Raw genomic sequence first — 24,499 nt, 5'->3', positions numbered from 1 at the left:
ATGTATTTAGATGTTAATAGTTCCATTTTGGATTTTGAAATGTGTTTAAACAACATGGGGTTTTTAGACCTAAAACAAGAACGCATTCTTTCTATAGAAAAACCCGGTGAGGGCAACATGAATGTGGTGCTTAGAATCCGTACCAATACGCGGTCTTTTATTGTAAAACAATCGCGTCCGTTTGTTCAGAAATATCAAGATATTACAGCACCTATTGAGCGTATCGATGTGGAATTTCAGTTTTACAAAGCGGTTACCAATAAGGTTATTGCACCTCATATTCCGAAAATATTAGCTTATAACGCAGATAATTATTTGCTTATTCTGGAAGATTTAGGCGACTGCAAAGATATGTCGTATCTCTATGAGGATAGAACTATGCACAGCTCGCAACTGCATGAACTTATGGATATTGCTGCGGAAATTCATAAATCTAAACCTACGGCATATCCTGAAAATATGGACTTGCGTTTGCTTAACCATCAACACATATTTGTTTTGCCTTTTTTAAAGGATAGCGATTTTCATTTAGATACCATTCAAAACGGACTTCAGGAATTGGCTTTAATTTACAGACATGATGCCGCATTAAAAACAGAGATTGCAAAGGTTGGCGAGCAATACTTATCTAAAGGGGATACGCTTTTGCATGGCGATTATTATCCTGGAAGTTGGATGACGAAGGAAAACCATACCTATGTGATAGATCCAGAATTTAGTTTTATGGGTTTTGCCGAATTTGATATTGGCGTTATGGCCGCACATACTATTATGATCACCATGAACATCGATTGTTTAGAAACCATAAAAAATAGATATCCTAAAAAATTAAACGCAGAATTACTTGCCAAAGTTGCCGGAATAGAAATTATGCGCAGATTAATTGGTTTGGCGCAATTGCCTTTAAAAAGATCGATTGAAGAAAAAAAGTTGCTTTTAGAAATGGCACGAACACTTATTTTGAAGTAGCAATACCAAGATTTTATTTTTTTAGTAAAAACATCAAATTTTGTCGTTCTCTGAGAATCGCGTATTTGAAAAAACTTTAGTCCTTGTACAGAATATTCAATTTATGCGAAACATGAAAAATAGTCGCGTTTTAAAGAATTGTTTGCTTTATATTTTCTTCATTAAAAATAAACAATAGCATTTCTTTTTATAAACCAAACTGCTAAACCGTATATTATAAAAGCAAAAAGTACTGTTTTTGATAATTGCAACAAAATATCCTTAAACGCAAAGCCTTTTAAGATCAGCATGCGCATTATGATTAGAATTATCAAATAGACAAATTAAAAAAGTTTTCAATTAATCAATCTGAAAATTCAATTAATCATTACATGATTCACATTTACCTTGGAGTAATATTTGAGATATTTCTACCTTACGATTAGCGATCTCAGGAATAACAACATTTACATTTATACAATCTACCTTACCACAACTTACACATTGAAAATGTGGATGGATATCTTTATGAACGGCGGACGAACAATTATGACATTTTGCATACCATTTATGCCCGTTTTTCCCTAAAAATAAATGTACAATACCGTCATCTTCAAGTTTATCTAAAATACGATATACTGTGGTTTTATTCATTTGAGAACGTAAACGTTCAACTAAAGTTATAACAGAAATAGCACTCGAATCCTCATCAAATTCTTTAAGTACTATTTCAACCGATTTTGTTTTTCTTAAAACACCCATAATGCAAAGGTAATGTTACTGTGTTGTAAAAACAAAAATATTAACTGCAACTTAGTTGCATTAATGGTTTATGTTATTATATTTGCACCTTAGTTGTATTAAAATGAATTAATGATATTAATAAAACAAAAACCAGACAGTATTGGTGTTATAGCAAGTACACTTTGCTTAATACATTGCATAGCAACTCCGCTTATTTTTATTGCGCAAAGTTGTTCCATTACTCATTATAACAGTGTGCCAACTTGGTGGGGTTATATAGATTATTTATTCTTAATAATTTCATTTTTTGCAGTGTATCGGTCTACAAAAATTACATCATTAAAATGGATAAAACCAGCTTTGTGGTTAAGTTTTATGCTATTGCTTGTTGTTGTACTTAACGAAAAAAACGCTTGGTTTGGTTTAAATGAAAGTTTTATTTATGTTCCTGCTATATCTTTAATTGCACTGCATTTATACAACAAAAAATACTGTCAATGTAACCAAAATAAATGCTGTGCAAATGAAGGATAAAGAACAAATACAAGCCGAAGGAGATCATCATTTCTCTGCAAACATAAAAACACCGTTGCGCCCTGATGCTTTTGATAAAACTGATGATGAAAAAATAGATAACATACAGCATCACTTTAAAATGATTATGGAAGAAATGGGACTAGATTTAACAGATGATAGTCTATCTGGAACTCCATATCGTTTTGCTAAAATGTATGTTAAAGAGTTATTTTATGGGTTAAACCCTGCTAATAAACCAAAGCTCTCAACCTTCGAAAACAAGTATGATTATAAAAAGATGCTTGTGGAACAACATATCAATATCGATTCTTCTTGCGAGCATCATTTTTTGCCAATTATTGGTCATGCACACATAGGATATATACCAACCAAAAAAGTAATTGGACTTTCTAAAATTAATCGTTTAGTAGATTATTATGCACACAGACCGCAGGTACAAGAACGCCTTGCTGTTCAAATTTTAAACGATTTACAAGATGTATTAGAGACCAAGGATGTTATTGTAATTATCAACGCAAAGCACCTTTGTGTATCTTCGAGAGGTATAAAAGATAAAAATAGTTTTACAACAACCATAGAATATGGAGGCTCTTTTTCAAAAAGAGCAACCCGAAACGAATTCTTAAAAATAATAGGTGAACAAAAATTGTAAAAAAATATATTCGAGAAAATAAGATTATGACACACAATAGAAGGCAGTTTATTTCTTTTTTAGGAAAAACAAGTTTAAGCGCTATTTTGGCACCTCATTTTTTAATTAGTTGTGGTAGTAATACAACTCCCGCTATAACAGAAAATATTTCTGAAGAACGAATAGCACAATTAAAAAAGCTTGCTATTGAAGCGTTAAAACCTTCGGATATGGATGATTTAATACTAACTAAAGGCCTAAATTATCATACCGTTGTAAAATGGGGAGACTCTCTTAATAAGCAAGATACTTTTGGTTTTAATAATGATTTCACTTGCTTTTTACCTTTAGATAAAAATAATCCAAATGATGGCTTATTGTGGGTAAATCATGAATATGTCAATCCGCTTTTTGTCTCAGATTTCAACTATAGAGATTTTAAACATCCTGAACAGCATCGAACAAATGAGCAGATAGACAAAGAAATGTATAATGTTGGTGGTACTATAGTTAGAATAAAGCAAGAGAACGGTATTTGGAAAGTTGTTGAAAATGATCCACATAACAGACGCATCACTGCTAAAACTCCAATAGAACTAAACTGGGATACTCCAATTAAAGGAAAAACTACAGTTATTGGAACACATAGCAATTGTTCTGGAGGTATTACACCTTGGAACACGTTCATTACTTGTGAAGAAAATTATGATAGTTTTTATGGAGAAACGGAATATAATGAAAACAATATAGCAAGCCATAGACCAAGTAGTCAAGGTTGGGAAAAATTCTACAACTATCCACCAGAGCATTATGGTTGGGTTGTAGAGGTAAACCCAAAAGATGGTAAAGCACAAAAACATATTGCTTTAGGACGCTTTGCTCATGAATGCTGCACGCTTTATGAATTAGAAGATAAACGTGTGGTGGCATATACTGGTGATGATAGTAATAATGAGCATTTATACAAATTCATTTCTTCTAAACCAGGCTCTTTAAAAGAAGGCACATTGTATGTAGCAGATACTGTAAACGGAACATGGTTAGCCTTAGATTGGGAGAGTCAACCAGTTTTGCAAAACAAATTTACAGACCAAACAGAAGTTCTGGTAAGAGCGAGAGAGGCTGCAAAACTATTGGGAGCAACAGCATTAAACAGACCCGAAGATATTGAAATTGATCCCATTACTGGGAATATATTTGTTTCACTAACCAATAATAAAACTAAAAATGATTGGCACGGATCTATTTTAAAAATTGAAGAAAATAACGGAGCTTATGATGCTTTAACATTTAAAGCTTCAATTTATATGGCAGGAGGTGAAGAAAACGGATTCTCTTGTCCAGATAATTTAGCCTTTGATTTAGCAGGAAATCTTTGGATGACCACGGATATGTCTGGTAGCGCTATGAATAAAGAGGAAAAGCCATATATGCCTTTTAAAAACAACAGCTTATTTGTAATACCTCGGTATAGTAAAGATGCTGGTAAAGTAATTCGTGTTGTTACGGCTCCAATAGATGCTGAACTTACTGGACCATGGTTTTCTCCCGATGGAAAAACATTGTTTTTAAGTGTACAACATCCGGGTGAACAATCTACAGACTTAAATAACCTAACAAGCAAATGGCCTTTTGACGATGACAATATTCCAAAACCTGCTGTTGTCGCCATTACTGGTGATTTAATTGAAAAAATGAACTTTCTGAATTTAATTGAATCCTAATGATTCGTTTAAATTGCTAAGGAAACCTTTTAAATATAGTCAAGAAAACAAATATGTAAATGATTACAATAGGAATTATAACTGTTAGTGATAGAGCGCATGCCGATGTTTATGAAGATCTTAGTGGAAAAGCAATTATCAATACGTTAAACGATTATTTAATTTCAGAATGGAAAAATATTTATAGAATTGTACCTGATGAACAAGACATTATTGAACAAACAATAGTCGATTTGGTAGATAATTATAAATGTTGTCTAGTTGTTACTACTGGAGGTACGGGACCAGGGAAACGAGATGTTACACCAGAAGCTACAGAAGCGGTTTGCGATAAAATGATGCCCGGTTTTGGTGAACTTATGAGAACAGAATCTTTAAAGTTTGTTCCTACGGCAATTTTATCAAGACAAACGGCAGGCCTTAGAGGCAGTAGTTTAATTATTAATTTACCAGGTAAACCGAAATCAATAAGAGAATGCTTGGATGCCGTTTTCCCTGCCATACCTTATTGCATAGACCTTATGAATGGTCCATACTTAGTTTGTAATGATCGTGTTATTAAACCGTTCCGACCTAAGAAATAACTATGCTTTAAAGTACATTTTGCAAAACATATTATAAAAAAAGATGGAAGCTATTATAACTGTTGTTGGATTTTTGGGAGCAGGAAAAACAACATTGCTAAAATACTTGTTAGAAAATTTTAATAACAACGGCTGGAATCCGTTCGTTATTCTTAATGATTATGAAAATGCTAATCTGGATGCAGAACAATTTGCTCAGCAAATTGGATTAAACGCCATAAAACCTTTAAGTGGTAGTTGTATTTGTTGCAGTGGCATTATGGAGCTTAGAAATACGGTAAATAGAATTCCTGAAAGACAAAAGGGTATTACATTAATTGAAGCTAACGGAACATCTGATGCTTGCTCGTTAATGGAATTTTTGGGAGTTGGACTCCATGATCGATTTTTACCACCCATTCAAATATCGGTAGTGGATGTTAAAAATTGGCAGGAACGTGGCGAACATAACGAGCTAGAAGCAAACCAAATACAAGTGTCTTCATTATTGGTTTTAACACATCTTGGAAGTGTAAATGAAAAACGAAAAATTCAAGTGATTAATCAATTAAAAACATTTAACCCTTCTGCTAAGATAATCCCCATGGATAGCTTAGATGTTTTATTACTTCCAGAATTGCTACCCTCTAAAAATTCGTCAAAAAAGCTAGATCATCAAAAAGCACATTGGGCCTCATGCTCTGTAGATCTACCAAATTTGCCCAGCTTAAAGTATATCGATAATATTTGTTCAGCATTACCTAAAAGTATCCTTAGAGTAAAAGGTTGTACAATAATAGGTGATAATAATAATCACACCTATTTTGAGCGGACTCCAAATGGAGACGTGCATATTAGGCCTTTTAATGGTGTTCCTACAACAGGTTCTAAACTACTTACTATAGGTCCTGGTAGCGAGCCTTCTTCTTTAGAAAAAATAATTAAATCGATACTTTTAATAGGCAAAGCTATTGATAATAACACCAAGTAAATTAATACTCGAATTAAAAAATAGATTAAAATAAATGAAAAAATTACCTGTAACCGTATTAAGTGGTTTTTTAGGCGCTGGAAAAACAACATTGCTAAACCATGTATTGCATAACAAAAAAGGCTTAAAAGTAGCCGTTATTGTAAATGACATGAGTGAAGTTAACATTGATGCTCAGTTTATTGCAAATGAAAACACACTCTCTAGAACCGAGGAGAAATTAGTAGAAATGTCTAACGGTTGCATTTGTTGTACGTTGAGAGAAGACTTGATGATAGAGGTTGAAAAGTTAGCGGCTCAAAATAAATTTGATTATTTACTTATAGAAAGTACTGGAATTAGCGAACCTATTCCGGTAGCACAAACGTTTACATTTGAAAGTGAAGATGGAAAAATAGACTTAAGTCGTTTTAGCTATATAGACACCATGGTAACTGTGGTAGATGCTTTTAATTTCTTAAAAGATTTTTCGAGCTCAGATTATTTAACCTCAAGAGAACTTACCAATATAGAAGGGGATGATAGAACGATTGTTAATCTATTAACCGATCAAATTGAATTTTCTAATGTTATCATTATCAATAAAATGGATTTGGTAACCGCAAAACAATTAGAAGAACTTCGAGCTATTATTCAAAAGTTAAACCCAGAAGCGCGTATTATTACAGCTAATGAATCTAAAGTTGAACTAGAAAATATAATCAATACCAATTTATTCGATTATGAAAAAGCAGAAGCTTCTGCAGGATGGTTAAAAGAATTAGAAAATGACCATGTACCAGAAACCGAAGAATATGGCATAAGTTCCTTTGTTTTTAAAAGTAAGTCACCTTTTCATCCCGAACGATTTTTAACGTACCTCAATCAACGATTTCCTCAAAATATTATTAGAAGTAAAGGCTTATTCTGGCTAGCTTCAAGATCGAATCAGGCTTTATTATGGAGTTCTGCCGGAGGTTCATGTAAAGCAGATAGTGCTGGTGTTTGGTGGGCTTCTATGTCTTTTGGAGAACGCATTGGTTATGCCTCTTTTGTTGATAATCAAAACGAAATTGAATCTAGTTGGGATGTCAATTTTGGAGATAGAAAAATAGAGCTAGTCTTTATTGGGCAACATTTAAACAAAGAAAAAATGATAGCAGAATTAGAAGATTGTTTGCTTACCCAACTTGAAATAGCCGTATGGAAAAAAGGGCAGTTTTCTGAGCAAGACCAATGGCCAATAGCTATATAAAACAAAGCATGAGGTTTTTATAATATTCAAAATGATACACACAAAGCATCTTACATTTCAATATAAAAAGACAGAAAATAGTTTTAGTTTTCCCAATATCACTTTAAACAAGCAAGAAAACTTACTCATTTTAGGGAAATCGGGAATAGGTAAAACAACACTTTTGCATCTATTATCTGGTTTATTAAAACCCGCTACGGGAAAATTAATTATCGATCATGTGGATATCATTAATTTAAATTCTAGACAATTAGACAAGTTTAGAGGGAAAAACGTTGGTTTAGTCTTTCAAAAAAAACATGCCATACAATCCCTAAATGTTATAGAAAATTTACAAGCTCGGCTATTATTCAGTAAAAAAAAAGATAAAAATATCATTATTGATGATTTACTAAAACAGCTCGACTTACTCAATTTTAAATACAGTAAGGTAAACGAACTTAGCGATGGACAATTGCAAAGATTAGGCATTGCGTCTGCCGTTATACATCAACCAAAAATAATTTTAGCCGATGAACCGACCTCTAGTTTAGACGATGAAAACTGTACTATTGTTATGAAGCTACTAAGGGAACAAGCCGAAAGAACTGATGCAAACCTCATTGTTATTACACACGATTCTAGAATTAAGCCCTTCTTCCAAAACACCATAGCTTTATGAAAATTTGGGAAATAAGTATTAAAAACATCAAATCTAAGCCGCTTTATACATTTTTAAGCGTTTTTATGTTAACACTAAGTATTATTCTTCTTTTAGGTATTCAACGAATAAAGCATTCTTTTCAATACCAAATGGAAAATAATTTAGGAGACATTGATTTGGTGATTGGAGCCAAAGGAAGTCCTTTACAATTAGTATTAGCCTCAGTGCTTCATCTAGATAATCCAACAGGGAATATTTCTTATCATGAAGCAATAAAAATAAGTAAAAACCCAATGATTAAATCTGCTGTACCTATTTCTTATGGTGACAATTATAAAGGTTTTAGAATTGTAGGAACAACCGATAAATTTGCCAGTCTTTATAAAGCAGAATTAAAGCAAGGCCATCGCGTTCAAAAATCTATGGAAGTTGTTGTAGGATTTTCTGTAGCTCAGCAATTAGGAGTTAAAATAGGAGATGTTTTGTTAAGTTCTCATGGATTAATAGAAAATACGATAGATGTGCATTCTGATAAATTAACAGTTGTAGGTATTTTAAAGCCCACCCAAAAAGTTATAGATCGTTTAATTATTACTAATTTACAAAGTGTGTGGGATGTTCATAATCATGATGAAACTCACAGTTCCGAAAATCATCATGAGCACGAGCATCAAGATAAAGACCAAGAAATAACCTCATTATTAATTTCCTTTAGAAGTCCTTCAGCGTTTTTAACAATTCCACGACAAATTAATCAAAAAACCAGTATGCAAGCGGTTTTACCCAAATTTGAATTAGATCGCTTATATCAATACACAGGCGTGGGCTTTAAAACAATAACAGGAATAGCTTACTTAATTCTTATTATTTCAGGTATTATCATGTTCACTAGTCTATACAAAATGGTAAAAGAACGTAGCTTCGATTTGGCTATTCTACGAACCTACGGAGCGACTAACTTTCAATTGATAAAAATAGTAGCTTATGAAGGCTTTACAATAGCACTTGCTGCTTATGGGTTTGGCTTGTTACTTGTAAAAGTAGGTTCAAAATTCATTTTTAAATTGATGCATGCAGGCGATAAACTCTATATACTCAAAGAACTGCCATATCATGAACTCCTGAATACGGGAGCCGCTACTTTTATAATAACATTATTGTCTATTTTACTGGCAATATATCCCATTCTAAAAATAGATATCTCAACAATTTTAAGTCATGAAAAATAAAATTTTAATAGCAATACTGCTCTTTACGCACGCACTATGCTATAGCCAACAAAAAATAACTTGGGAAGATTTAGCAAAAGTGACTTACACCGACAAATTTTTTCCAGCTTACGATGATTATTTTAAGCATCCCGATTTTTCTGCATCAGTTAAAGCTCTCGAAGGGAAAAAAATTACTATAACGGGATATTTTCTAAATATCGATCCTAATGGTAAATTATTCATGTTATCCAAAGGCCCCATGTCTGCCTGTTTCTTTTGTGGTCAAGGTGGTCCGGAAACCGCAGTAGAGCTTCAGTTTACTAACGTGAAACACTTTAAAACTGACAATATTGTAAGCATGACGGGTACATTAAAGCTTAACGCAAGTGATGTTGAACATTTTAATTATATCCTAATTGAATGTGAAGGAGAGTTAGTTAATTGATTTAGTAAGTGAATTTGTTTCTGTAAAGCTATAGTGAGAATATAGTCGTCAACATTCAATGATGGTGCCGATCTTTATGATATAGTTAGAACCATTAAAGCTCGAGTTTTAATGTTTTGGGTACATTACCTGCTGGCGAAAAACTGAACGTTGTTATTTTAGAATCGATCACCAATGTGGCGACTGCTATTTTGGAAGATCCATAGATTATAGAAAAACCTGGTGAGGACAACATAAATGTGGTGCTTAGAATCCGTACCAATACGCGGTTTTTTATCGTAAAACAATCGCGTCCGTTTGTTCAGAAATATCAAGGTATTACGACACCTATTAAGTGTATCTATGTGGAGTTTCAGTTTATAAAGCGGTTACCAATAAGGTAATTGCGCCACATATTCCTAAAATATTGGCTTATTTTACAGAGTACATATCCAAAGGCGATACACTTTTACACGGCAATTATTATCCTGGAAGTTGGATGTCGAAAGCAAACCATACGTATCTGATAGATCCAGAATTCAGTTTTATGGGTTTTTCCGAATTTGATAATGGCGTTATGGTAACACATACTATTATGATCAGTATGAATATCGATTGTTTAGAAACCATAAAAAATAGATACCCAAAAACCTTAAACGCCAATTTGCTTGCCAAGGCTGCCGGAATAGAAATTATGCGTAGATTAATTGGTTTGGCTAAATCGCCCTTAAAAAGAGCGATTGAAGAAAAAAAGTTGCTTTTAAAAGTGGCACGAACACTTATTTTGAATTAGAGACATCTAGATTCGATTTGTCAGTAAAACTATTAAATTTTGCTGTTCGCTGAGAATCCCGTATTTGAAAAAACTTTAGTCCTTGTACAGAATATTCAATTTATGCAATACATTAAAAATAGTCGTTTTTAATTCCTAAAAGAGAAAAATATTCGAATTTGCTATCTCACGGAAATAAACTTACTATTTTCATACATTTGTAATATGACACATGATTTACCTAAAATAGAATTTAAATCAGATTTTGAATTAGATATTGAAGTCATGACCTTTGCCGAAACTTTTGACAAGTTAGGTTTATCTACAAGTCATGATCCTTTTTCACCACATAGAATTTTATTTCATCTTATCATCATTGTTACCAAAAACACTTATGAGCATGTTGTCGATTTTAAGTCTTACACTTTAGTTGAAGGAAGTTCTATCTTTGTTTCTAAAAATCAAATCCATCATTTTAACAAAGAACTGATAAATGCGGAGGGCTATTGTATTATTTTTAATAGTTCGTTTGTAGATAAATCACATTATTTATTAAGCACTTTAAATTTAAATCGGTTATTTAATTACCATATTGAAACACCCGTAATTCACCAAAGTAAAACCGATCATGATAACCTGATTAGTACAGCACATAATTTGCGTAATGAGTATATGTTTTCTAATGGTTTTGGCAAGTCGCAAATATTAAGTAATCTGCTTAATGTTTTACTACTTAAGGCAGAGCGGACCAAAGAAAACCAATCTGTTAAAGACATTAATATGCATTGGTTAGAGAAATTTACAGCATTTAAAGATATACTTGAAGATGAGTTTGCAAATACTAGAAGTTCAAGATATTATGCATCAAAATTATTTATATCTTATAAGTTTCTAAACGATATTGTTAAGACGCTTACTGGCAAGACTGTAAAAGCGTTTATAGACGATTTTGTAATTATTGAAATTAAGCGCTATCTAGTTACAACCTCACTTTCTATTAAAGAAATAAGTTATAAAACCGGCTTTGAAGAGCCTACGAATATGGGTAAGTTTTTTAGAAAAAACACGGGCTTTACACCACTTAAATTCCGAAATAAAACATAAACACCAGGTTACACTTTAACCATTTTTATCATCATTTTGATTGGCTTAATACTGCGGCGCTAATGCATCTTTGCAGTATAATTATTAATCTAAAAATAAAATGATGAAATCTTTCAAATTAAAATTTATGGCCATTATTGTTTTGGCTATCACCATCGTCTCTTGTAATAATGACGACGATTCTAATGCTCAAAAAACAGTTGATTTTGGAAATGCACCGTCAAGCTCCATGATAACTTTGGGCACTGTAGATGTTATTACAGAAAATACAGTAAGATACCACACGCTTAATTTTGATACCGCTCCATATACAATCACTATTGTAGAAACAGAAAACACTGTTGTTTTAGTAGATTTAGGACCTGCGCCAGTTTTTGCAGACGAACTAAAAGCTTATGTCAATGCTATTAATAAACCTGGCGCTGTAATAATTACTCACAACCATGGCGATCATTATGGTGGTGCGGGAAATTTTGCAGATTTAGATTTTTATGCTGAAAGCACTGTGGCTGCACAATTAAACAATACAGCAGACTTTACAACCTTGCATCCTAATGCGGTTATTGCGGTGAGCGATTTTCAAGAAATAGGCGATTTAACTTATATTTTTGATAAAGTATCTAACGCAGAAACTGGAGAAAACGGTTATGTTTATAATGCTGCGCATAAAGTTCTTTTTACTGGAGACCTTATTTACAATCTATCCCATCCGTATTTAAGAGAATACACACCAAATAGTGGTGATGATGAAATTGATAACTGGATTGCTGGTTTAAATGTATTGAAAGCCAACTTTGCAGACTACAATCATATTTTTGCTGGACACAATGGTTCACGTTCTGATGTTGAAGCGTCTATTGACGAAAACATCGATTATTTACAAAATGCACAAGGTATTATAAAAGGTACACAAACTACTACTGGTGAGGGAACAGCGACAACAAACCAAGAGGTAATTGACGAACTAGAAGTGCTTTTTCCAACATATTTAGATGAAGGCCTTTATTTATCGTTACCTGGCTCTTTTTTCCCTGGAGATACTGGAGCAGATTGGTTTTAATCTCGATCGCCAAACTTTATTACCTCCTACATTAAATTAAAACTCATTAATTATGAAAATTAAATTAATAGCATTAGCAATAATAGGCTTACTAATTAGTAGCTGTAGCCAAACAAAATCTGTTTTAGAAGTAACAACCTTTAAGACGAAATCACTTGATAATATTGCCGTTTTCAATAAACTTGACGCTGAAATAGAGGCTAATTTCACAGCAAAACAACCTGGTTTTATTAAGCGCCAAAGCGGAATAAATGAAAATGGAGAATATGTGGTTTTGGTATATTGGGAAACTCTAGAAAACGCGAAAGCATCTATGGAAAAATTTATGGCTAATCCCTCTGTAGCCGATTATGCTTCCATGATTGATGAGGCTTCTATGAAAATGTCGCGTTATAATATTGATAATAATTTTAACGCAGCTCACAGCAATTTTGTTGAAGTGATGTCTTTTAAAACTAAAGCAGATATTAATATGAATGCATTCAATAAAACCAATAAGCGCGTTGAAAAAGGATTCACTTCAAAACAAGATGGTTTTTTACAACGTATTACTGGTGTAAATGAAAATGGTGAACAAATTGTTGTAGTGTATTGGGATAATAAAAGCCATTCTGATGCTGCTTTACAACCGTTTATGAATAACAAGATCTCTAAGGAGTTTATGGACATGATGGATCAATCTTCTATATGGATGGGACGCTATCAAAAAATTAAACCAGAGCTTGAATATTAAAGAGCATCTGAAAATTGTAAACACATATTGATTACTAGCATGAAGGGATATCAACTTGACTTTGGTATTCCTTCTTTTTAAACAGAAAAATGATGATAACCTCACAACAAAACCAAATAAACACCACCATAAACGGACTCTTTGAAGATTCTAAATTCGATATGCTAAACATAATGAAAGGTGTTGCAAAAAGCGTTTTTAGACCTATGCAGCCTTTGGATTTTAAAGATGCCTATTTGTCAATTACAAAATCACAAGGCAAAGGTTTAACAAACCTAATAGAAGATAACAAACTTAAAAACATTGTAGAATTTGGAACCTCTTTCGGGATTTCCACACTGTATTTAGCGCAAGGCGTTCTTGAAACAGGCGGCCGCGTTATCACCACAGAGTTACTCGAATCGAAAGCAAAAAAAGCCATTAATAATTTTAAAAGCGCAGGAGTACACAATCTTATTGATGTTAGAATTGGAGACGCCACGGAAACCTTAAAAAACCATGAGGAACCTATTGATCTATTATTGCTAGATGGTTGGAAAGACTTGTACTTAACACTTTTCCAGATGCTGGAACCTAATTTCCATAACGGTACATTTATCTATGTCGATAATGCAGAAATGGCAGATTCTAAAGCCTTTTTAGAAGTGATTAGTCAAAATAAAGCGTATAAATTGCAGTCTCTATTTGGAGAAAAAGTAGTATTAATAACAGTTAAAAAATAAATATATTATGAGTCAAGTATCAAATTGCCCAAGATGTGGAGGTAAATCAAAAATAAAAGAAACAAATGGTGTTACCACTTATCAAGCGCTTCAAGATGAAGACGTTTTGAAAAAAGTAGGACAATTAAAAAAAGCCATGGAAACATTTAAAGCTAAAGCCGAAAAACTTGAAAAAGAACTAGAAACTTTAAAGAACAATCAAAAATAAGAAGCTAACAAAATAGAGTAAGATGTGGGTTTTCTTAACTTTATAACGTTTCAGATAAATTAAGGTAGTTGGCTTTTAGGTTGGTTAGCCGTTTTTAAATTCTTAAATTTGGGTAAAACCCTTAAAAACATGCTCACACTATTTAATACATTGATTTTACAATTACCCATGGGAACGCCAAACCCAGACGACAACCAACCATTAGATTTATCGGATCCGTTTGAGTTAATTGTGTTTATTATTTTACCAATCTTAGCTGTTTTCTTTTACATACTTTGGAGAAAGAAACGAAAGGATAAAAACTAGTTTAGTAAATAAAATAGCGGTTTATTATTTAAGGATAGGTTGTAAAACCGTCCAAACATTTTCAGCCAATATTTTATGACCTGCTTTTGTTGGATGAATACCATCCGATTGATTTAATGCTTCAATACCGCCAACATCTTCTAATAGAAAAGGGATTAAATACAAATCGTTTTTTTTAGCTAAATCAGGAAACATATTTTTAAATTCTGTAGTGTAACTTTGTCCCATATTTGGTGGGATTTGCATACCGGCTAAAACAATAACAGCCTCCGGATATTTTGTCTTTACTGCATCTATAATAGTTTGTAAGTTGGCTTTAGATTGATCTAAAGGCACACCACGTAAACCATCATTAGCGCCCAATTCTAGAATAAAAATGCTAGGTTCTTCATTTAAAACCCAGTCAATTCTATTTTTTCCACCAGAAGTGGTTTCACCGCTAACACCAGAGTTTACAATGCTATACTCTAAACCCAAAGCATCTATTTTATCTTGTATAATGCCAGGAAAGGCATCATCAACATCTTCTAAACCATAACCAGCCGTTAAACTATCTCCAAAAAACACTATTTTTTTAGAGCCTGTATTTCTGGTGGTTTCAACTTCCGTTTCTGGCGCAGTTTCAGCCGAGTCTGTAGCTTTTTTAGAAGCATCTTGTTTACAAGACAATAAGAATAGTAGTACGTAAAAACAGCAAAATTTTAAGAAAACCTTTTGAGTTCTATTGTTGATATTTATTATCAATTGTCTATTTTTCAACATCGGGATTTTTTAGTAAAAACATTAAATAAGCGTCATGTCAAATATATTAAAGATTAATGATTTAGAGAAAACTTATACCAGTGGTTCTAAAAAATTAACAGTAATTAGCAATATCTCTTTTGAAGTAAAACAGGGGAGTGTTTTCTCTATTGTAGGACCTTCAGGAAGCGGAAAAACCACGCTTTTAGGTTTGTGTGCTGGTTTAGATTATCCAACGGCTGGAAGCATAGAATTATGCGGCACCGCTTTGCATGATTTAAATGAAGATGAACGCGCCGCTTTACGAAATAAAGAAGTCGGTTTTATTTTTCAGAATTTTCAATTACTACCCACTTTAACGGCATTAGAAAATGTGATTGTTCCTTTGGAATTGCAAGGTAAAAAAGACGCTTCTAAATCTGGAATTGCTTTATTAGAAAAAGTAGGCTTAGGAGATCGTTTACATCATTATCCATCGCAATTATCGGGTGGAGAACAACAGCGTGTTGCTCTGGCGCGTGCTTTCTCTAACAATCCGTCTATTTTATTTGCCGATGAACCTACAGGAAATTTAGATGAAGAAACCGGTGAAAAGGTGATTCAATTACTCTTTGAACTTAATAAAGAAGCCGGAACTACTTTGGTGATTATTACCCACGATTTAGATTTAGCAAACCGTACGCAACAAATTTTAAGATTGAAAGGCGGTAAGATTATTTCAAACGAAAAAACAAGCGCGATTTAATGAGCAAAATCTATTCAAAACCGAATTTTCAATGGCTTTTAAAAATGGCTTGGAGAGATGGGAAAGCCAGTCTTTCTAGACTGTTGCTTTTTATGGCTTCCATAATATTAGGGATTGCTGCGGTTGTTTCTATTCAGTTATTTAGCGATAATTTAAAGCAAAATATAAAGCTACAATCAAAAGCCTTAATGGGTGCCGATTTTGTTATTGATAGCAAACAAAAACCGACTGAAAAAACACAAGCCATTATAGATTCTTTAGGTGCCGATGCATCTGAAGTTAACTTTGTGTCTATGGCCGCTTTCCCTAAAAATAACGGTACAAAATTAGTAAAGGTTAGAGCTGTTGAAGGCGCATTTCCTTTTTACGGAGATATCACAACCACACCAAAAGATGCAGGTGCTACTTACCAGAACTTAGGTGGCGCATTAGTTGATGCCACGCTACTTTTACAATACAAGATTACACCAGGAGATTCTATTAAAATAGGAGAATTAACGCTGCCTATTGTTGGTGAATTAAAAGCCATTCCAGGTAGTACAGCTATTTCATCTTCTGTGGCGCCAACCGTTTTAATTCCGTTTCGTTTTTTAGATGAAACTGAATTATTACAATTAGGAAGTAGAAAAGAATATCAATACTTTTTTAAAGATCCAAAAGTCAATTTAGAAGGTTTAAAGAAAACATTAGAGCCCGTTCTTGAAGCGGAAAACGCAGATCTTGATACGCATATTAGCACAAGCAAACGTTTAGGCAGGCGCTATGATAATGTGAGTCGGTTTTTAAATTTAGTCGCTTTTATAGCGCTTTTATTGGGTTGTATTGGTATTGCGAGTTCTGTGCATATCTATATTAAAGAAAAACTAAAAAGTGTTGCTGTTTTAAAGTGTTTAGGCGCTTCTAGAAAACAAACTTTTTTAATTTACCTGCTACAAATTATTAGCATCGGACTCATTGGAGGTTTAATAGGTTTGGCCATAGGCACCGCATTACAATATGTATTCCCTTATATTTTACAAGATTTTTTACCATTTAGTGTAGAAATATCTATTTCAGTTCAGCCCATAATTATGGGGATTACTTTAGGTGTTTTAATGTCTGTTTTATTTGCGTTATTACCCTTGTTAGGAACTTGGCATGTATCACCTTTAGAAGTTTTAAGAGGCTCGGAAGATAATCTTCAAAAACCTAAAAAAGCAAGAATTGCAGTTATGTTCGCCATTGCTATTTTTATATTTCTGTTTGCATTTTGGATGCTAAAAGATGCCTTAAACGGATTGTTTTTTACAATCGGAATTTTTATCACAGTTGCTATTATGGCTGGTATAGCACAGATGTTTATTAAACTAATTAAAAAATATTTCCCAAGTTCTTGGGGTTATACCAAACGCCAAAGTTTATTAAATTTATTTCGCCCTAATAACCAAACTATGGTATTGGTATTAGCGATTGGTTTGGGTACATTTTTAATAAGCACACTGTATTTTACAAAGGATATTTTATTGGCAAAAACCGCTATTGAAAACAAGCAAAATGATGCCAATATCATTTTAATGGATGTTCAAAAAGAACAGGAAACGACACTTTTAGAGACTTTTAAAAGTAAAGGCTTGGAGGTGATTAATAATATTCCAATTATTACAATGCGCATGCATAGTATTCGTGGTAAATCGGTAAATGAAATTCGCCAAGACACCACCATTAAAATGCGTAAATGGATTTTAAACCGAGAGCTTAGAGTAACTTATAGAGATGCTTTGGTAGATACCGAAGAAATTTTGGAAGGTGAATGGACAGGTAAAATGGAACCCGGAAACCCCATCTATATCTCAATAACAGACAACATTGCCAAAGATGCTAATTTAAAAATAGGGGATACTGTTGTTTTTAATATTCAGGGTGCGCTTAAGGAAACTGTAGTTGGCAGTATTCGTAAAGTGGATTGGAGCAGTATGAAAATAAATTTTAATATTTTATTTCCGGTGGGTGTTTTAGAAAATGCGCCTACATTTAACGTCATGACCACACATGTACCAGATGAAGAAAGCTCGGCTGCCTTGCAAAGCGATTTGGTTCAGAAGTTTCCAAATGTTACTATTTTAGATTTACGACAGGTGTTTACTATTGTTGAAGATATTCTAGATAAAATATCATGGATTATTAATTTTATGGCTTTCTTTAGTATTCTGACTGGTTTTATTGTACTTATTGGTTCTGTTAGAAATAGCAAATACCAACGTATAAAAGAGAGTGTGTTACTTAGAACTTTAGGAGCAAAAAGCAAGCAAATTTTACAAATTACGGCTCTAGAATATGTTTATTTAGGTGTTTTAGGAAGCTTAACAGGAATTTTATTGGCTTTTATTGGAAGCCAATTATTAGCCACATTTTTGTTTAAAGAACCTTTTGTACCATCGGTAATTCCGTTTTTGGTTTTTCTACCAAGTATTACGCTTTTAGTTGTTTTGGTTGGATTAAGTAACTTAAAATCTGTATTAAAAAGTCCACCTTTAGAGGTGCTGAGGAAGGAAGTATAGTTTTAATAAAAGTAAACTACCGCCGTATTATTGTGCTCTTTTTACAAAGCAACAATATGAGAGAAGCGGTAGAATACAAAATATATATTTAGTATCCCATTTTGCTAAGAATCACTTTTAATTTGGTTTGTTTCATTCTAATGTACTGTACATTAAAAGTGACAGGGATTTCTTATCTGAGATAAAAGTAATATTTAATCCTAGCTTAAAAATTGTGTTTCGCTAAGTTGAGTTTTAATTGTGGTGAGTGGCGGAAAAGTGTCGACGGTTACTGACAGCAAATTGATGTTTTGAAGGCTATTTTTTAATACAGATAATGAATAGCACTCTGATTTTCTATTAAAAATAACCTAAACGGATAGTTTAGCCCTGATAGCAGCGGCATCCTTTTTTGTATTATTTAATAGGACTAAACTTAGGTTGAAGAAAAGGGTTTAAGATAAAGAGAAACCTTGAAACTATCTACAAAAAAGATATAGCGGATAGCAGGAAATAGCTTCTAAGAACTATTATTTTTATTGCTTTTCGCTTAAATATTTCCAATAGCGTTTGGGTACATGTTGAATGTGGAGTTTTATGTTTTTTCGTGACTTGATATTTGTGCTTTTAAAATAGTCTTGCCACAGTTGTTGAAACTCTAATTCAATAGGTGCGAAAAATTCTGTTGATGTTTTAGAAGGATCGAAATTACGATCGAGTTCGAGGCTAATAAGTTCTACGGACTCTAAATTGTAATAGATGCCATATTTTCGGCTTAAGTCGTAAATAAGCCATTTTTGATCTGCATAACGTTTTTCGAAATGTCTTTTTATTAAAGGTAAAACATTAAAATCGGGTTCTATATTTGCAAAATAAACACCATCTTTTGTGAGTTTGAATCTAACGAAAGCTTCCATTCTATGTTTTTCACGACTTACATTTTTAGTGAGTTTTGAAAGTTGTAAAATGTGAACGTTTCCAAAATCTGAGGCAACGTTGTTTTTAGATTGAAATACATATAAAATAGCTTGATATATGGTGTTTTCTACGGTTGGTTTTTCGCTTAAAAAGGCGTAGTAAAAACGCTGTAACTCATTGGTAGACATTTTCTTTTTTAAACCCGCCCAAACCCGGTTTGCTTTCTCTGGCTCGGTATTAACCAAGTCCCAAGTCCCGAACATGGGCTCTTGAAAGTGCTTTTCTTTCACGATAGAGATTGCTTTTAATTTCATCTCATACGCCATAAAAACACAGGATAAAAAACCATCGAACGTACCATCGTAAACTAAAGTTGTTTCCATAGTAATACTATCCAAAGAGGTTTAATTGGTTACTAAGCATTGATGTGTACTTACTTTTTGAGTTTTGTAGTATTAAGCCTTTAATTTTTTCGGGAGTGAGATCTCGCTTTTCAAATTGATTTGAAGCGCATACCATAAAATATTGCGCCCGATTGAAGGCTACGCCAATAGATTTTAAATGATCCCAGTTAAGCTGCCTATAGCGCCTTGCATTTAAAATTTTAAAAACCGATTTCATGCCTAAACCAGGAATTCTAGAAAGCATACGCTTATCGGCTTTATTAACATCTACGGGAAATTCATGCATATTGCGCAGTGCCCAACCCAATTTAGGATCGATATCTAGATCTAAACTTTGGTTTTGTTCGTTTAAAATTTCTTCAATATTAAAGCCGTAAAAACGCAGAAGCCAATCGGTTTGATACAACCTGTTTTCTCGTAACATCGGGACAGGTGTGCCAATTTGCGGTAATCGCGTATCGTAACTAATGGGTACATAACCCGAATAATAAACCCGTTTTAAATTAAAGTTTTTATAAAAATAATTGGATGTGTACATGATTTGCATATCATTCTCGCCACTTGCTCCAACAATCATTTGCGTGCTTTGTCCGGCAGGAGCATATTTGGGTGTGCTTTTAATTATTCTCTTTTCACTTTTGTATTGAATGATTTCATTTTTTACCTTTTCCATAGGTTTTATAAAATCGGCTCTATTTTTATCAGGTGCTAAAAGTTTAAGACCTTTTTCAGTCGGAATTTCAATATTAACACTTAATCGATCGGCGTATAAACCAGCTTCACGCATTAACTCATCGCTCGCTCCGGGAATAGATTTTAAATGAATGTAGCCATTAAAATTCTCTTCTAATCTTAATTTTTTAGCCACAGCCACTAAGCGTTCCATAGTGTAATCGGCACTTTTAAAGATACCAGAACTTAGAAACAAGCCTTCAATATAATTACGTCGGTAAAAATTCATGGTTAAATCTACCACTTCCTGAACCTTAAAAGCAGCACGTTTAATGTCGTTACTTTTGCGTGTTACACAATAGGCACAGTCGAAAATACAATGGTTGGTTAGCAATATTTTTAATAGAGACACGCATCGACCATCTTCTGTATAGGTATGGCAAATTCCAGAAGCCGAAGCATCGCCTAATCCTTTGTTTTTATTAGTTCTGTTACTCCCGCTAGAGGAGCAAGAAACATCATACTTTGCAGCATCTGCAAGGATATTTAGTTTTTCTTGTACACGTTGAAAAGACATTAGTAGGTGTTTAATTTGAAGCCCAAAGATACAATCTAATCAAATATAAAATGAATAATTTTGATAAAAAACCTCATATTAGTTATAATTAATATCTCATTATATGATATATAAATATTTATTGTTTAAATTCGTACTCTGAAACCAATGGTTTAATTATGAATCGTATTAAAGAAGTATTAGAAACAAAAGGCATAAAGCAAACTTGGCTCGCTACCAAGCTTAATAAGAGTTACAATATGGTGAATTCTTATGTGCAGAACAGAAGGCAACCTAGCCTTGAAATGCTTTTTGAAATAGCAAATCTATTGCAAGTTGAAGCTAGAGAATTACTGGACGCTAACCCATTGGTATCAAAAGAATCGAGCAGTAGTGATACTGTGGAAATCCCGTTGATTGGTTCTGTAGCCTGTGGTTTACCTATTTATGCTGAAGAAAATATTGAAGCTAAAATTTCTATATCTAAGACATTGGTTAAAAATGTAAGTGATTATTTTCTTTTAAGAGCTTCTGGTGATTCTATGAATAAAAAAGGCATTACTAGCGGAGATTTACTTTTAATAAAACAACAGCAAACTGCAAACCATGGCGATCTGGTGGTTGCTTTAATTGATGATGATGCTACCGTAAAGGAGTTTATAAATAATGGTGATACTATTGTGTTAAAACCTCATTCTACGAATGCAAAACATCAACCTATAATTCTAACTACGGATTTTAGAATACAAGGTATTGTCGAAAAAGTAATAAAATTATAATAGGGAAGAGGCTTATAAAAGAAATGCCTGCGTTATTAATTAGTAAAGAAAAAACATTTTTGAGCATTGAAAACGCTCGTTTAAATATGAAATTTTATTTCTATTATAACTTAAATCAATATTAAAATAATTATAATCAATTGTATATATCCTTAATGTACATTTTGTTTAATTATATTTATATAGAAATAAACAAAATGCAAAACTATGGAATTGATTAACGAAGCAATTGAGTTTGAAAACGCGAAAATGAGTAATATGTCTACAAGTGACAGAGTAGTCGCATCGCGAGAAGCAAAGCGTTTAATACTCGCCTTAAACGAAATTTACAAAAAGTCTAAAGATACTAGCGTAATGGATATCATGAAGCGCTTAACTGAAAAGAAGAAAAAAATTGAAAAACGTTTAAAAGGTAGACCTGAACCTGCTTTTTAAATTATTACTTTTAAAGTAATCGTTACAAAATTAATACCCTATTGTAGAAATTCTACAATAGGGTATTTTATATTTTCATAATTCATATAAATAGGTTCACTTTGAAAGTTCTACATACTACTTTAATTATTTTATCGGCAATCTCCTTTTTATTTTATGGACACAGCTGTTTGTTTTCTGATAAAATGAAGCAGGAGTTTTTACGTTTTCAGTTGAGTGAGAAGCAACGAAAAATAACGGGTATTTTACAAATATTAGCCGGGCTCGCCCTTCTATACAGTTTTGTAAATCCATTATTGGGTGTTATCGCTACGGCGGGACTAACGATACAAATGTTATTAGGTTTTCTGGTAAGATTGAAAATTAAAGATCCATTTATACTAGCATTACCTTCATTTGTGTTTATGATTTTTAACGGCTATTTATTTTTCTATTTTTTAAAAATTTATCTTTAATACATTACACCAAAGCAACAATTAGGGATAGTGATAAAAATATAAATGCAGGTAAAGATTTTTTAATAGGATCACCTATTTTTATATGCATTATTATAGCTATAAGCATTAAAAATGCAATTCCAAATGCCGATGGTGCTGCTAGCGAACTATAGAATATAGACACCAAAAGACCTAAAGAGAATAGTAGTTTTAAACTTCCAACAACATACATTAACCACTCTGGTAAACCGTAGCTTTTAAATTCTTCTTTCATGCTACTAGCATTATTTCCTCTCCAGCTTGTAGATTTATTAATACGAAATAGCCATACGTTGATTATGCTTAGGGCGATTGCAATTTTGATTATAATTATTAAATATTCCATGAAATTATTTTTAAGGTTAGATTTTTTTTTAGGTGATTAGATTATTCTGTTAAGTTTCTGAATTGGTTAAACTAGATTTAAATGATTGTAATACACTTAAAGCGGCTTGCTCACCAGACATCATTGCGGCGTTTAACGAACCGTTTAATTGCGTGTCACCAGCTAGAAAAACACGACTCGTTTTTTCAATTTCGGAGATAGGTCTTTCATACTGTAATTCATCTAGTTTTGGCAATGCTTTTGGTATTACATAATGTTTTATAAGAGCATGTGCTTCTATACCGCAATACTGTTGTAACTCTTGTTGAACTCGTATTTTTAAAGCTTCAGAAGACAAATTATGCTCTTTTACAACAGTAACAGATAATAATTCTTTCGCACCTTTAGATTTTGATAAAATACTTGTGTGATAAAATATATTATTAATAAGTGCATCTTCTTTCGTTATAAGGCCAATTAGCGGTTTTTTTATACTTCTAGTGCTTGTTTCAAAATACAGTGCGTCACAAGATTTCCATTCAGTCTCGTGCTTTTTTAGATTCACCAAAAGTGCGCTAGCATCGGCTGCAATTATGGTGTAATCGCTTTGTAATTCCGCTCCATTTTCTAATAAAATTGTACCAGTATCTATAGCTTTAACCTTTGTGTTAAATTTAAATGTAGTCTGTTTTAAATTAGATTTTAATTGCATTGGTATAGCTTCAATACCGGCCTTAGGTAAGGAAGCAAAACCTTCACCAAACATTTTGTAGACAAACTCAAACATTCTACTAGATGTTCCTAGGTTAGGCTCTAAAAGTATACCACTAAAAAAAGGTTTAAAAAAGAGCGTTATCATGTCTTGAGAAAACCCAAAATCTATTAAATATTGAAGTGTTGTTTTTTCTGGTTTATCGAAAATTTCATTAATAGAAGTTTTTTTCAGAAGACTATTTAATTTTAAAATTTTTAATTTATCTGAAAACGTTCCTATACCTGATAGCAAAGTTGGAAAAAGCAAAGATATTTCCCTTAAAGGATCTCCAATAGTTTTTCTGCTTCCATTATTAAAAATAGTAGCACCAGGAAGAAAATGCTGTAACTCTAAAGCTTCAAAATTTAAGTGTTTTTGGGCACTAGGATAGGCTGTGAGTAAAACTTGAAATCCAAGATCTAATTGATAACCATCAACTATATCTGTTTTAACGCGTCCTCCAACACGATCTGTAGCTTCGATTATTACAGGTTTATAGCCATGATCTTCCAAAACCTTTGAAGCTATCAGGCCACTCACTCCAGCACCAATAATATGTATTTTACAATCTTGCTTGTTCATATTTACTCGCGTTAAAAGGGGATAACATCTTCAAATTACAA

At 32.9% G+C, this 24,499-nt stretch carries 28 protein-coding genes and 1 pseudogene; 23 read left to right on the top strand and 6 right to left on the bottom strand.

Annotated features, from left to right (window positions below; translation table 11 throughout):
- Positions 1-969: a phosphotransferase gene (locus GQR98_RS15610; protein ID WP_159020333.1), complete on the top strand. Its 969-nt coding sequence runs from the start codon at positions 1-3 to the stop codon at positions 967-969.
- Between the two features lie 360 nt (positions 970-1,329).
- On the opposite strand, the gene GQR98_RS15605 is transcribed toward GQR98_RS15610, so the two are convergent.
- Positions 1,330-1,710 carry a Fur family transcriptional regulator gene (locus GQR98_RS15605; RefSeq protein ID WP_159020331.1) on the bottom strand — a complete coding sequence of 127 codons (381 nt, stop codon included), beginning with the start codon at positions 1,708-1,710 and terminating at the stop codon, positions 1,330-1,332.
- A 111-nt stretch (positions 1,711-1,821) separates the two neighbouring features.
- Here GQR98_RS15605 and GQR98_RS15600 point away from each other — a divergent pair, with 111 nt between their 5' ends.
- The 16 genes from GQR98_RS15600 to GQR98_RS15525 all read left to right on the top strand — a co-directional run bounded on the left by GQR98_RS15600 (position 1,822) and on the right by GQR98_RS15525 (position 14,555).
- The gene (locus tag GQR98_RS15600) at positions 1,822-2,226 is read left to right on the top strand and encodes a MerC domain-containing protein (RefSeq protein WP_159020329.1); all 405 of its coding nucleotides are present in this window, start codon (positions 1,822-1,824) and stop codon (positions 2,224-2,226) included.
- Complete coding sequence (gene folE, locus GQR98_RS15595; protein WP_159020328.1) at positions 2,216-2,881, top strand: GTP cyclohydrolase I FolE; 666 nt, start codon at positions 2,216-2,218, stop codon at positions 2,879-2,881. Before GQR98_RS15600 ends, folE begins: the two co-directional genes overlap by 11 nt.
- 26 nt (positions 2,882-2,907) lie before the next feature.
- Positions 2,908-4,584 (top strand): PhoX family protein, encoded by a 1,677-nt coding sequence (locus GQR98_RS15590; RefSeq protein ID WP_159020326.1) that lies wholly within the window; start codon positions 2,908-2,910, stop codon positions 4,582-4,584.
- Positions 4,585-4,643: 59 nt separating this feature from the next.
- Positions 4,644-5,168 carry a molybdopterin adenylyltransferase gene (gene mog / locus GQR98_RS15585; protein WP_159020324.1) on the top strand — a complete coding sequence of 175 codons (525 nt, stop codon included), beginning with the start codon at positions 4,644-4,646 and terminating at the stop codon, positions 5,166-5,168.
- Positions 5,169-5,211: 43 nt separating this feature from the next.
- Positions 5,212-6,138, top strand: a complete 927-nt coding sequence (locus GQR98_RS15580; RefSeq protein ID WP_159020323.1) for a GTP-binding protein — start codon at positions 5,212-5,214, stop codon at positions 6,136-6,138.
- Positions 6,139-6,172: 34 nt separating this feature from the next.
- Positions 6,173-7,372, top strand: a complete 1,200-nt coding sequence (locus GQR98_RS15575) for a GTP-binding protein (RefSeq protein WP_159020322.1) — start codon at positions 6,173-6,175, stop codon at positions 7,370-7,372.
- A 31-nt stretch (positions 7,373-7,403) separates the two neighbouring features.
- Positions 7,404-8,033, top strand: coding sequence for an ATP-binding cassette domain-containing protein (locus tag GQR98_RS15570; RefSeq protein ID WP_159020321.1), 630 nt, complete (start codon positions 7,404-7,406; stop codon positions 8,031-8,033).
- Positions 8,030-9,244: an ABC transporter permease gene (locus tag GQR98_RS15565; protein WP_159020320.1), complete on the top strand. Its 1,215-nt coding sequence runs from the start codon at positions 8,030-8,032 to the stop codon at positions 9,242-9,244. Before GQR98_RS15570 ends, GQR98_RS15565 begins: the two co-directional genes overlap by 4 nt.
- Positions 9,234-9,671 (top strand): hypothetical protein, encoded by a 438-nt coding sequence (locus GQR98_RS15560; protein ID WP_159020319.1) that lies wholly within the window; start codon positions 9,234-9,236, stop codon positions 9,669-9,671. Before GQR98_RS15565 ends, GQR98_RS15560 begins: the two co-directional genes overlap by 11 nt.
- 406 nt (positions 9,672-10,077) lie before the next feature.
- On the top strand, positions 10,078-10,443 hold the full coding sequence (locus tag GQR98_RS15555) for a hypothetical protein (protein WP_159020318.1): 366 nt from the start codon (positions 10,078-10,080) through the stop codon (positions 10,441-10,443).
- Positions 10,444-10,647: 204 nt separating this feature from the next.
- Positions 10,648-11,526, top strand: a complete 879-nt coding sequence (locus tag GQR98_RS15550) for an AraC family transcriptional regulator (RefSeq protein WP_159020317.1) — start codon at positions 10,648-10,650, stop codon at positions 11,524-11,526.
- Positions 11,527-11,626: 100 nt separating this feature from the next.
- A complete protein-coding gene (locus GQR98_RS15545) occupies positions 11,627-12,586 on the top strand; it encodes an MBL fold metallo-hydrolase (RefSeq protein WP_159020316.1) in 960 nt (319 codons plus the stop codon).
- A gap of 52 nt (positions 12,587-12,638) precedes the next feature.
- Entirely contained in the window at positions 12,639-13,319 is a 681-nt protein-coding gene (locus GQR98_RS15540; RefSeq protein ID WP_159020315.1) for an antibiotic biosynthesis monooxygenase family protein, read from the top strand.
- A gap of 89 nt (positions 13,320-13,408) precedes the next feature.
- Positions 13,409-14,041, top strand: a complete 633-nt coding sequence (locus GQR98_RS15535; RefSeq protein WP_199270210.1) for an O-methyltransferase — start codon at positions 13,409-13,411, stop codon at positions 14,039-14,041.
- A 7-nt stretch (positions 14,042-14,048) separates the two neighbouring features.
- Positions 14,049-14,249, top strand: a complete 201-nt coding sequence (locus GQR98_RS15530) for a hypothetical protein (RefSeq protein ID WP_159020314.1) — start codon at positions 14,049-14,051, stop codon at positions 14,247-14,249.
- A gap of 129 nt (positions 14,250-14,378) precedes the next feature.
- Entirely contained in the window at positions 14,379-14,555 is a 177-nt protein-coding gene (locus GQR98_RS15525; protein WP_159020312.1) for an adenylosuccinate synthetase, read from the top strand.
- Between the two features lie 24 nt (positions 14,556-14,579).
- Here the strand turns inward: GQR98_RS15525 and GQR98_RS15520 are convergent, their stop codons facing one another.
- Positions 14,580-15,224 carry an arylesterase gene (locus tag GQR98_RS15520; protein WP_233268021.1) on the bottom strand — a complete coding sequence of 215 codons (645 nt, stop codon included), beginning with the start codon at positions 15,222-15,224 and terminating at the stop codon, positions 14,580-14,582.
- Positions 15,225-15,351: 127 nt separating this feature from the next.
- Here GQR98_RS15520 and GQR98_RS15515 point away from each other — a divergent pair, with 127 nt between their 5' ends.
- The gene (locus GQR98_RS15515; RefSeq protein ID WP_159020310.1) at positions 15,352-16,041 is read left to right on the top strand and encodes an ABC transporter ATP-binding protein; all 690 of its coding nucleotides are present in this window, start codon (positions 15,352-15,354) and stop codon (positions 16,039-16,041) included.
- 44 nt (positions 16,042-16,085) lie between these two features.
- Positions 16,086-18,578, top strand: a complete 2,493-nt coding sequence (locus GQR98_RS15510; protein ID WP_159021186.1) for an FtsX-like permease family protein — start codon at positions 16,086-16,088, stop codon at positions 18,576-18,578.
- A gap of 515 nt (positions 18,579-19,093) precedes the next feature.
- On the opposite strand, the gene GQR98_RS15505 is transcribed toward GQR98_RS15510, so the two are convergent.
- Together GQR98_RS15505 and GQR98_RS15500 are read right to left on the bottom strand one after the other, a co-directional pair.
- A complete protein-coding gene (locus tag GQR98_RS15505) occupies positions 19,094-19,858 on the bottom strand; it encodes a TIGR03915 family putative DNA repair protein (protein WP_159021185.1) in 765 nt (254 codons plus the stop codon).
- A gap of 7 nt (positions 19,859-19,865) precedes the next feature.
- Positions 19,866-21,128 (bottom strand): putative DNA modification/repair radical SAM protein, encoded by a 1,263-nt coding sequence (locus GQR98_RS15500; RefSeq protein ID WP_159020309.1) that lies wholly within the window; start codon positions 21,126-21,128, stop codon positions 19,866-19,868.
- A gap of 158 nt (positions 21,129-21,286) precedes the next feature.
- Here GQR98_RS15500 and GQR98_RS19170 point away from each other — a divergent pair.
- From GQR98_RS19170 to GQR98_RS15485, 4 genes and pseudogenes are all read left to right on the top strand, one after another.
- A pseudogene (locus GQR98_RS19170) lies at positions 21,287-21,463 on the top strand (helix-turn-helix domain-containing protein); the annotation flags it as partial.
- Complete coding sequence (gene lexA, locus GQR98_RS19165) at positions 21,437-21,886, top strand: transcriptional repressor LexA (protein WP_410488914.1); 450 nt, start codon at positions 21,437-21,439, stop codon at positions 21,884-21,886. The pseudogene GQR98_RS19170 and the gene lexA, both read left to right, overlap by 27 nt.
- 207 nt (positions 21,887-22,093) lie before the next feature.
- Positions 22,094-22,321, top strand: coding sequence for a hypothetical protein (locus GQR98_RS15490; RefSeq protein ID WP_042495083.1), 228 nt, complete (start codon positions 22,094-22,096; stop codon positions 22,319-22,321).
- 101 nt (positions 22,322-22,422) lie between these two features.
- Entirely contained in the window at positions 22,423-22,776 is a 354-nt protein-coding gene (locus GQR98_RS15485; protein ID WP_159020306.1) for a DoxX family protein, read from the top strand.
- 4 nt (positions 22,777-22,780) lie between these two features.
- Here the strand turns inward: GQR98_RS15485 and GQR98_RS15480 are convergent, their stop codons facing one another.
- On the bottom strand, positions 22,781-23,143 hold the full coding sequence (locus tag GQR98_RS15480) for a DoxX family protein (RefSeq protein WP_159020305.1): 363 nt from the start codon (positions 23,141-23,143) through the stop codon (positions 22,781-22,783).
- Positions 23,144-23,192: 49 nt separating this feature from the next.
- Complete coding sequence (locus GQR98_RS15475; RefSeq protein WP_159020303.1) at positions 23,193-24,458, bottom strand: NAD(P)/FAD-dependent oxidoreductase; 1,266 nt, start codon at positions 24,456-24,458, stop codon at positions 23,193-23,195.
- Positions 24,459-24,499 lie beyond the last annotated feature (41 nt).

Origin of the sequence: Algibacter sp. L3A6 (genome assembly GCF_009796825.1) — a bacterium.
Taxonomy (GTDB): Bacteria; Bacteroidota; Bacteroidia; order Flavobacteriales; family Flavobacteriaceae; genus Algibacter.
The sequence above is the reverse complement of the archived record's forward strand: the minus strand, read 5'-3'. Positions and strand labels throughout refer to the sequence as shown.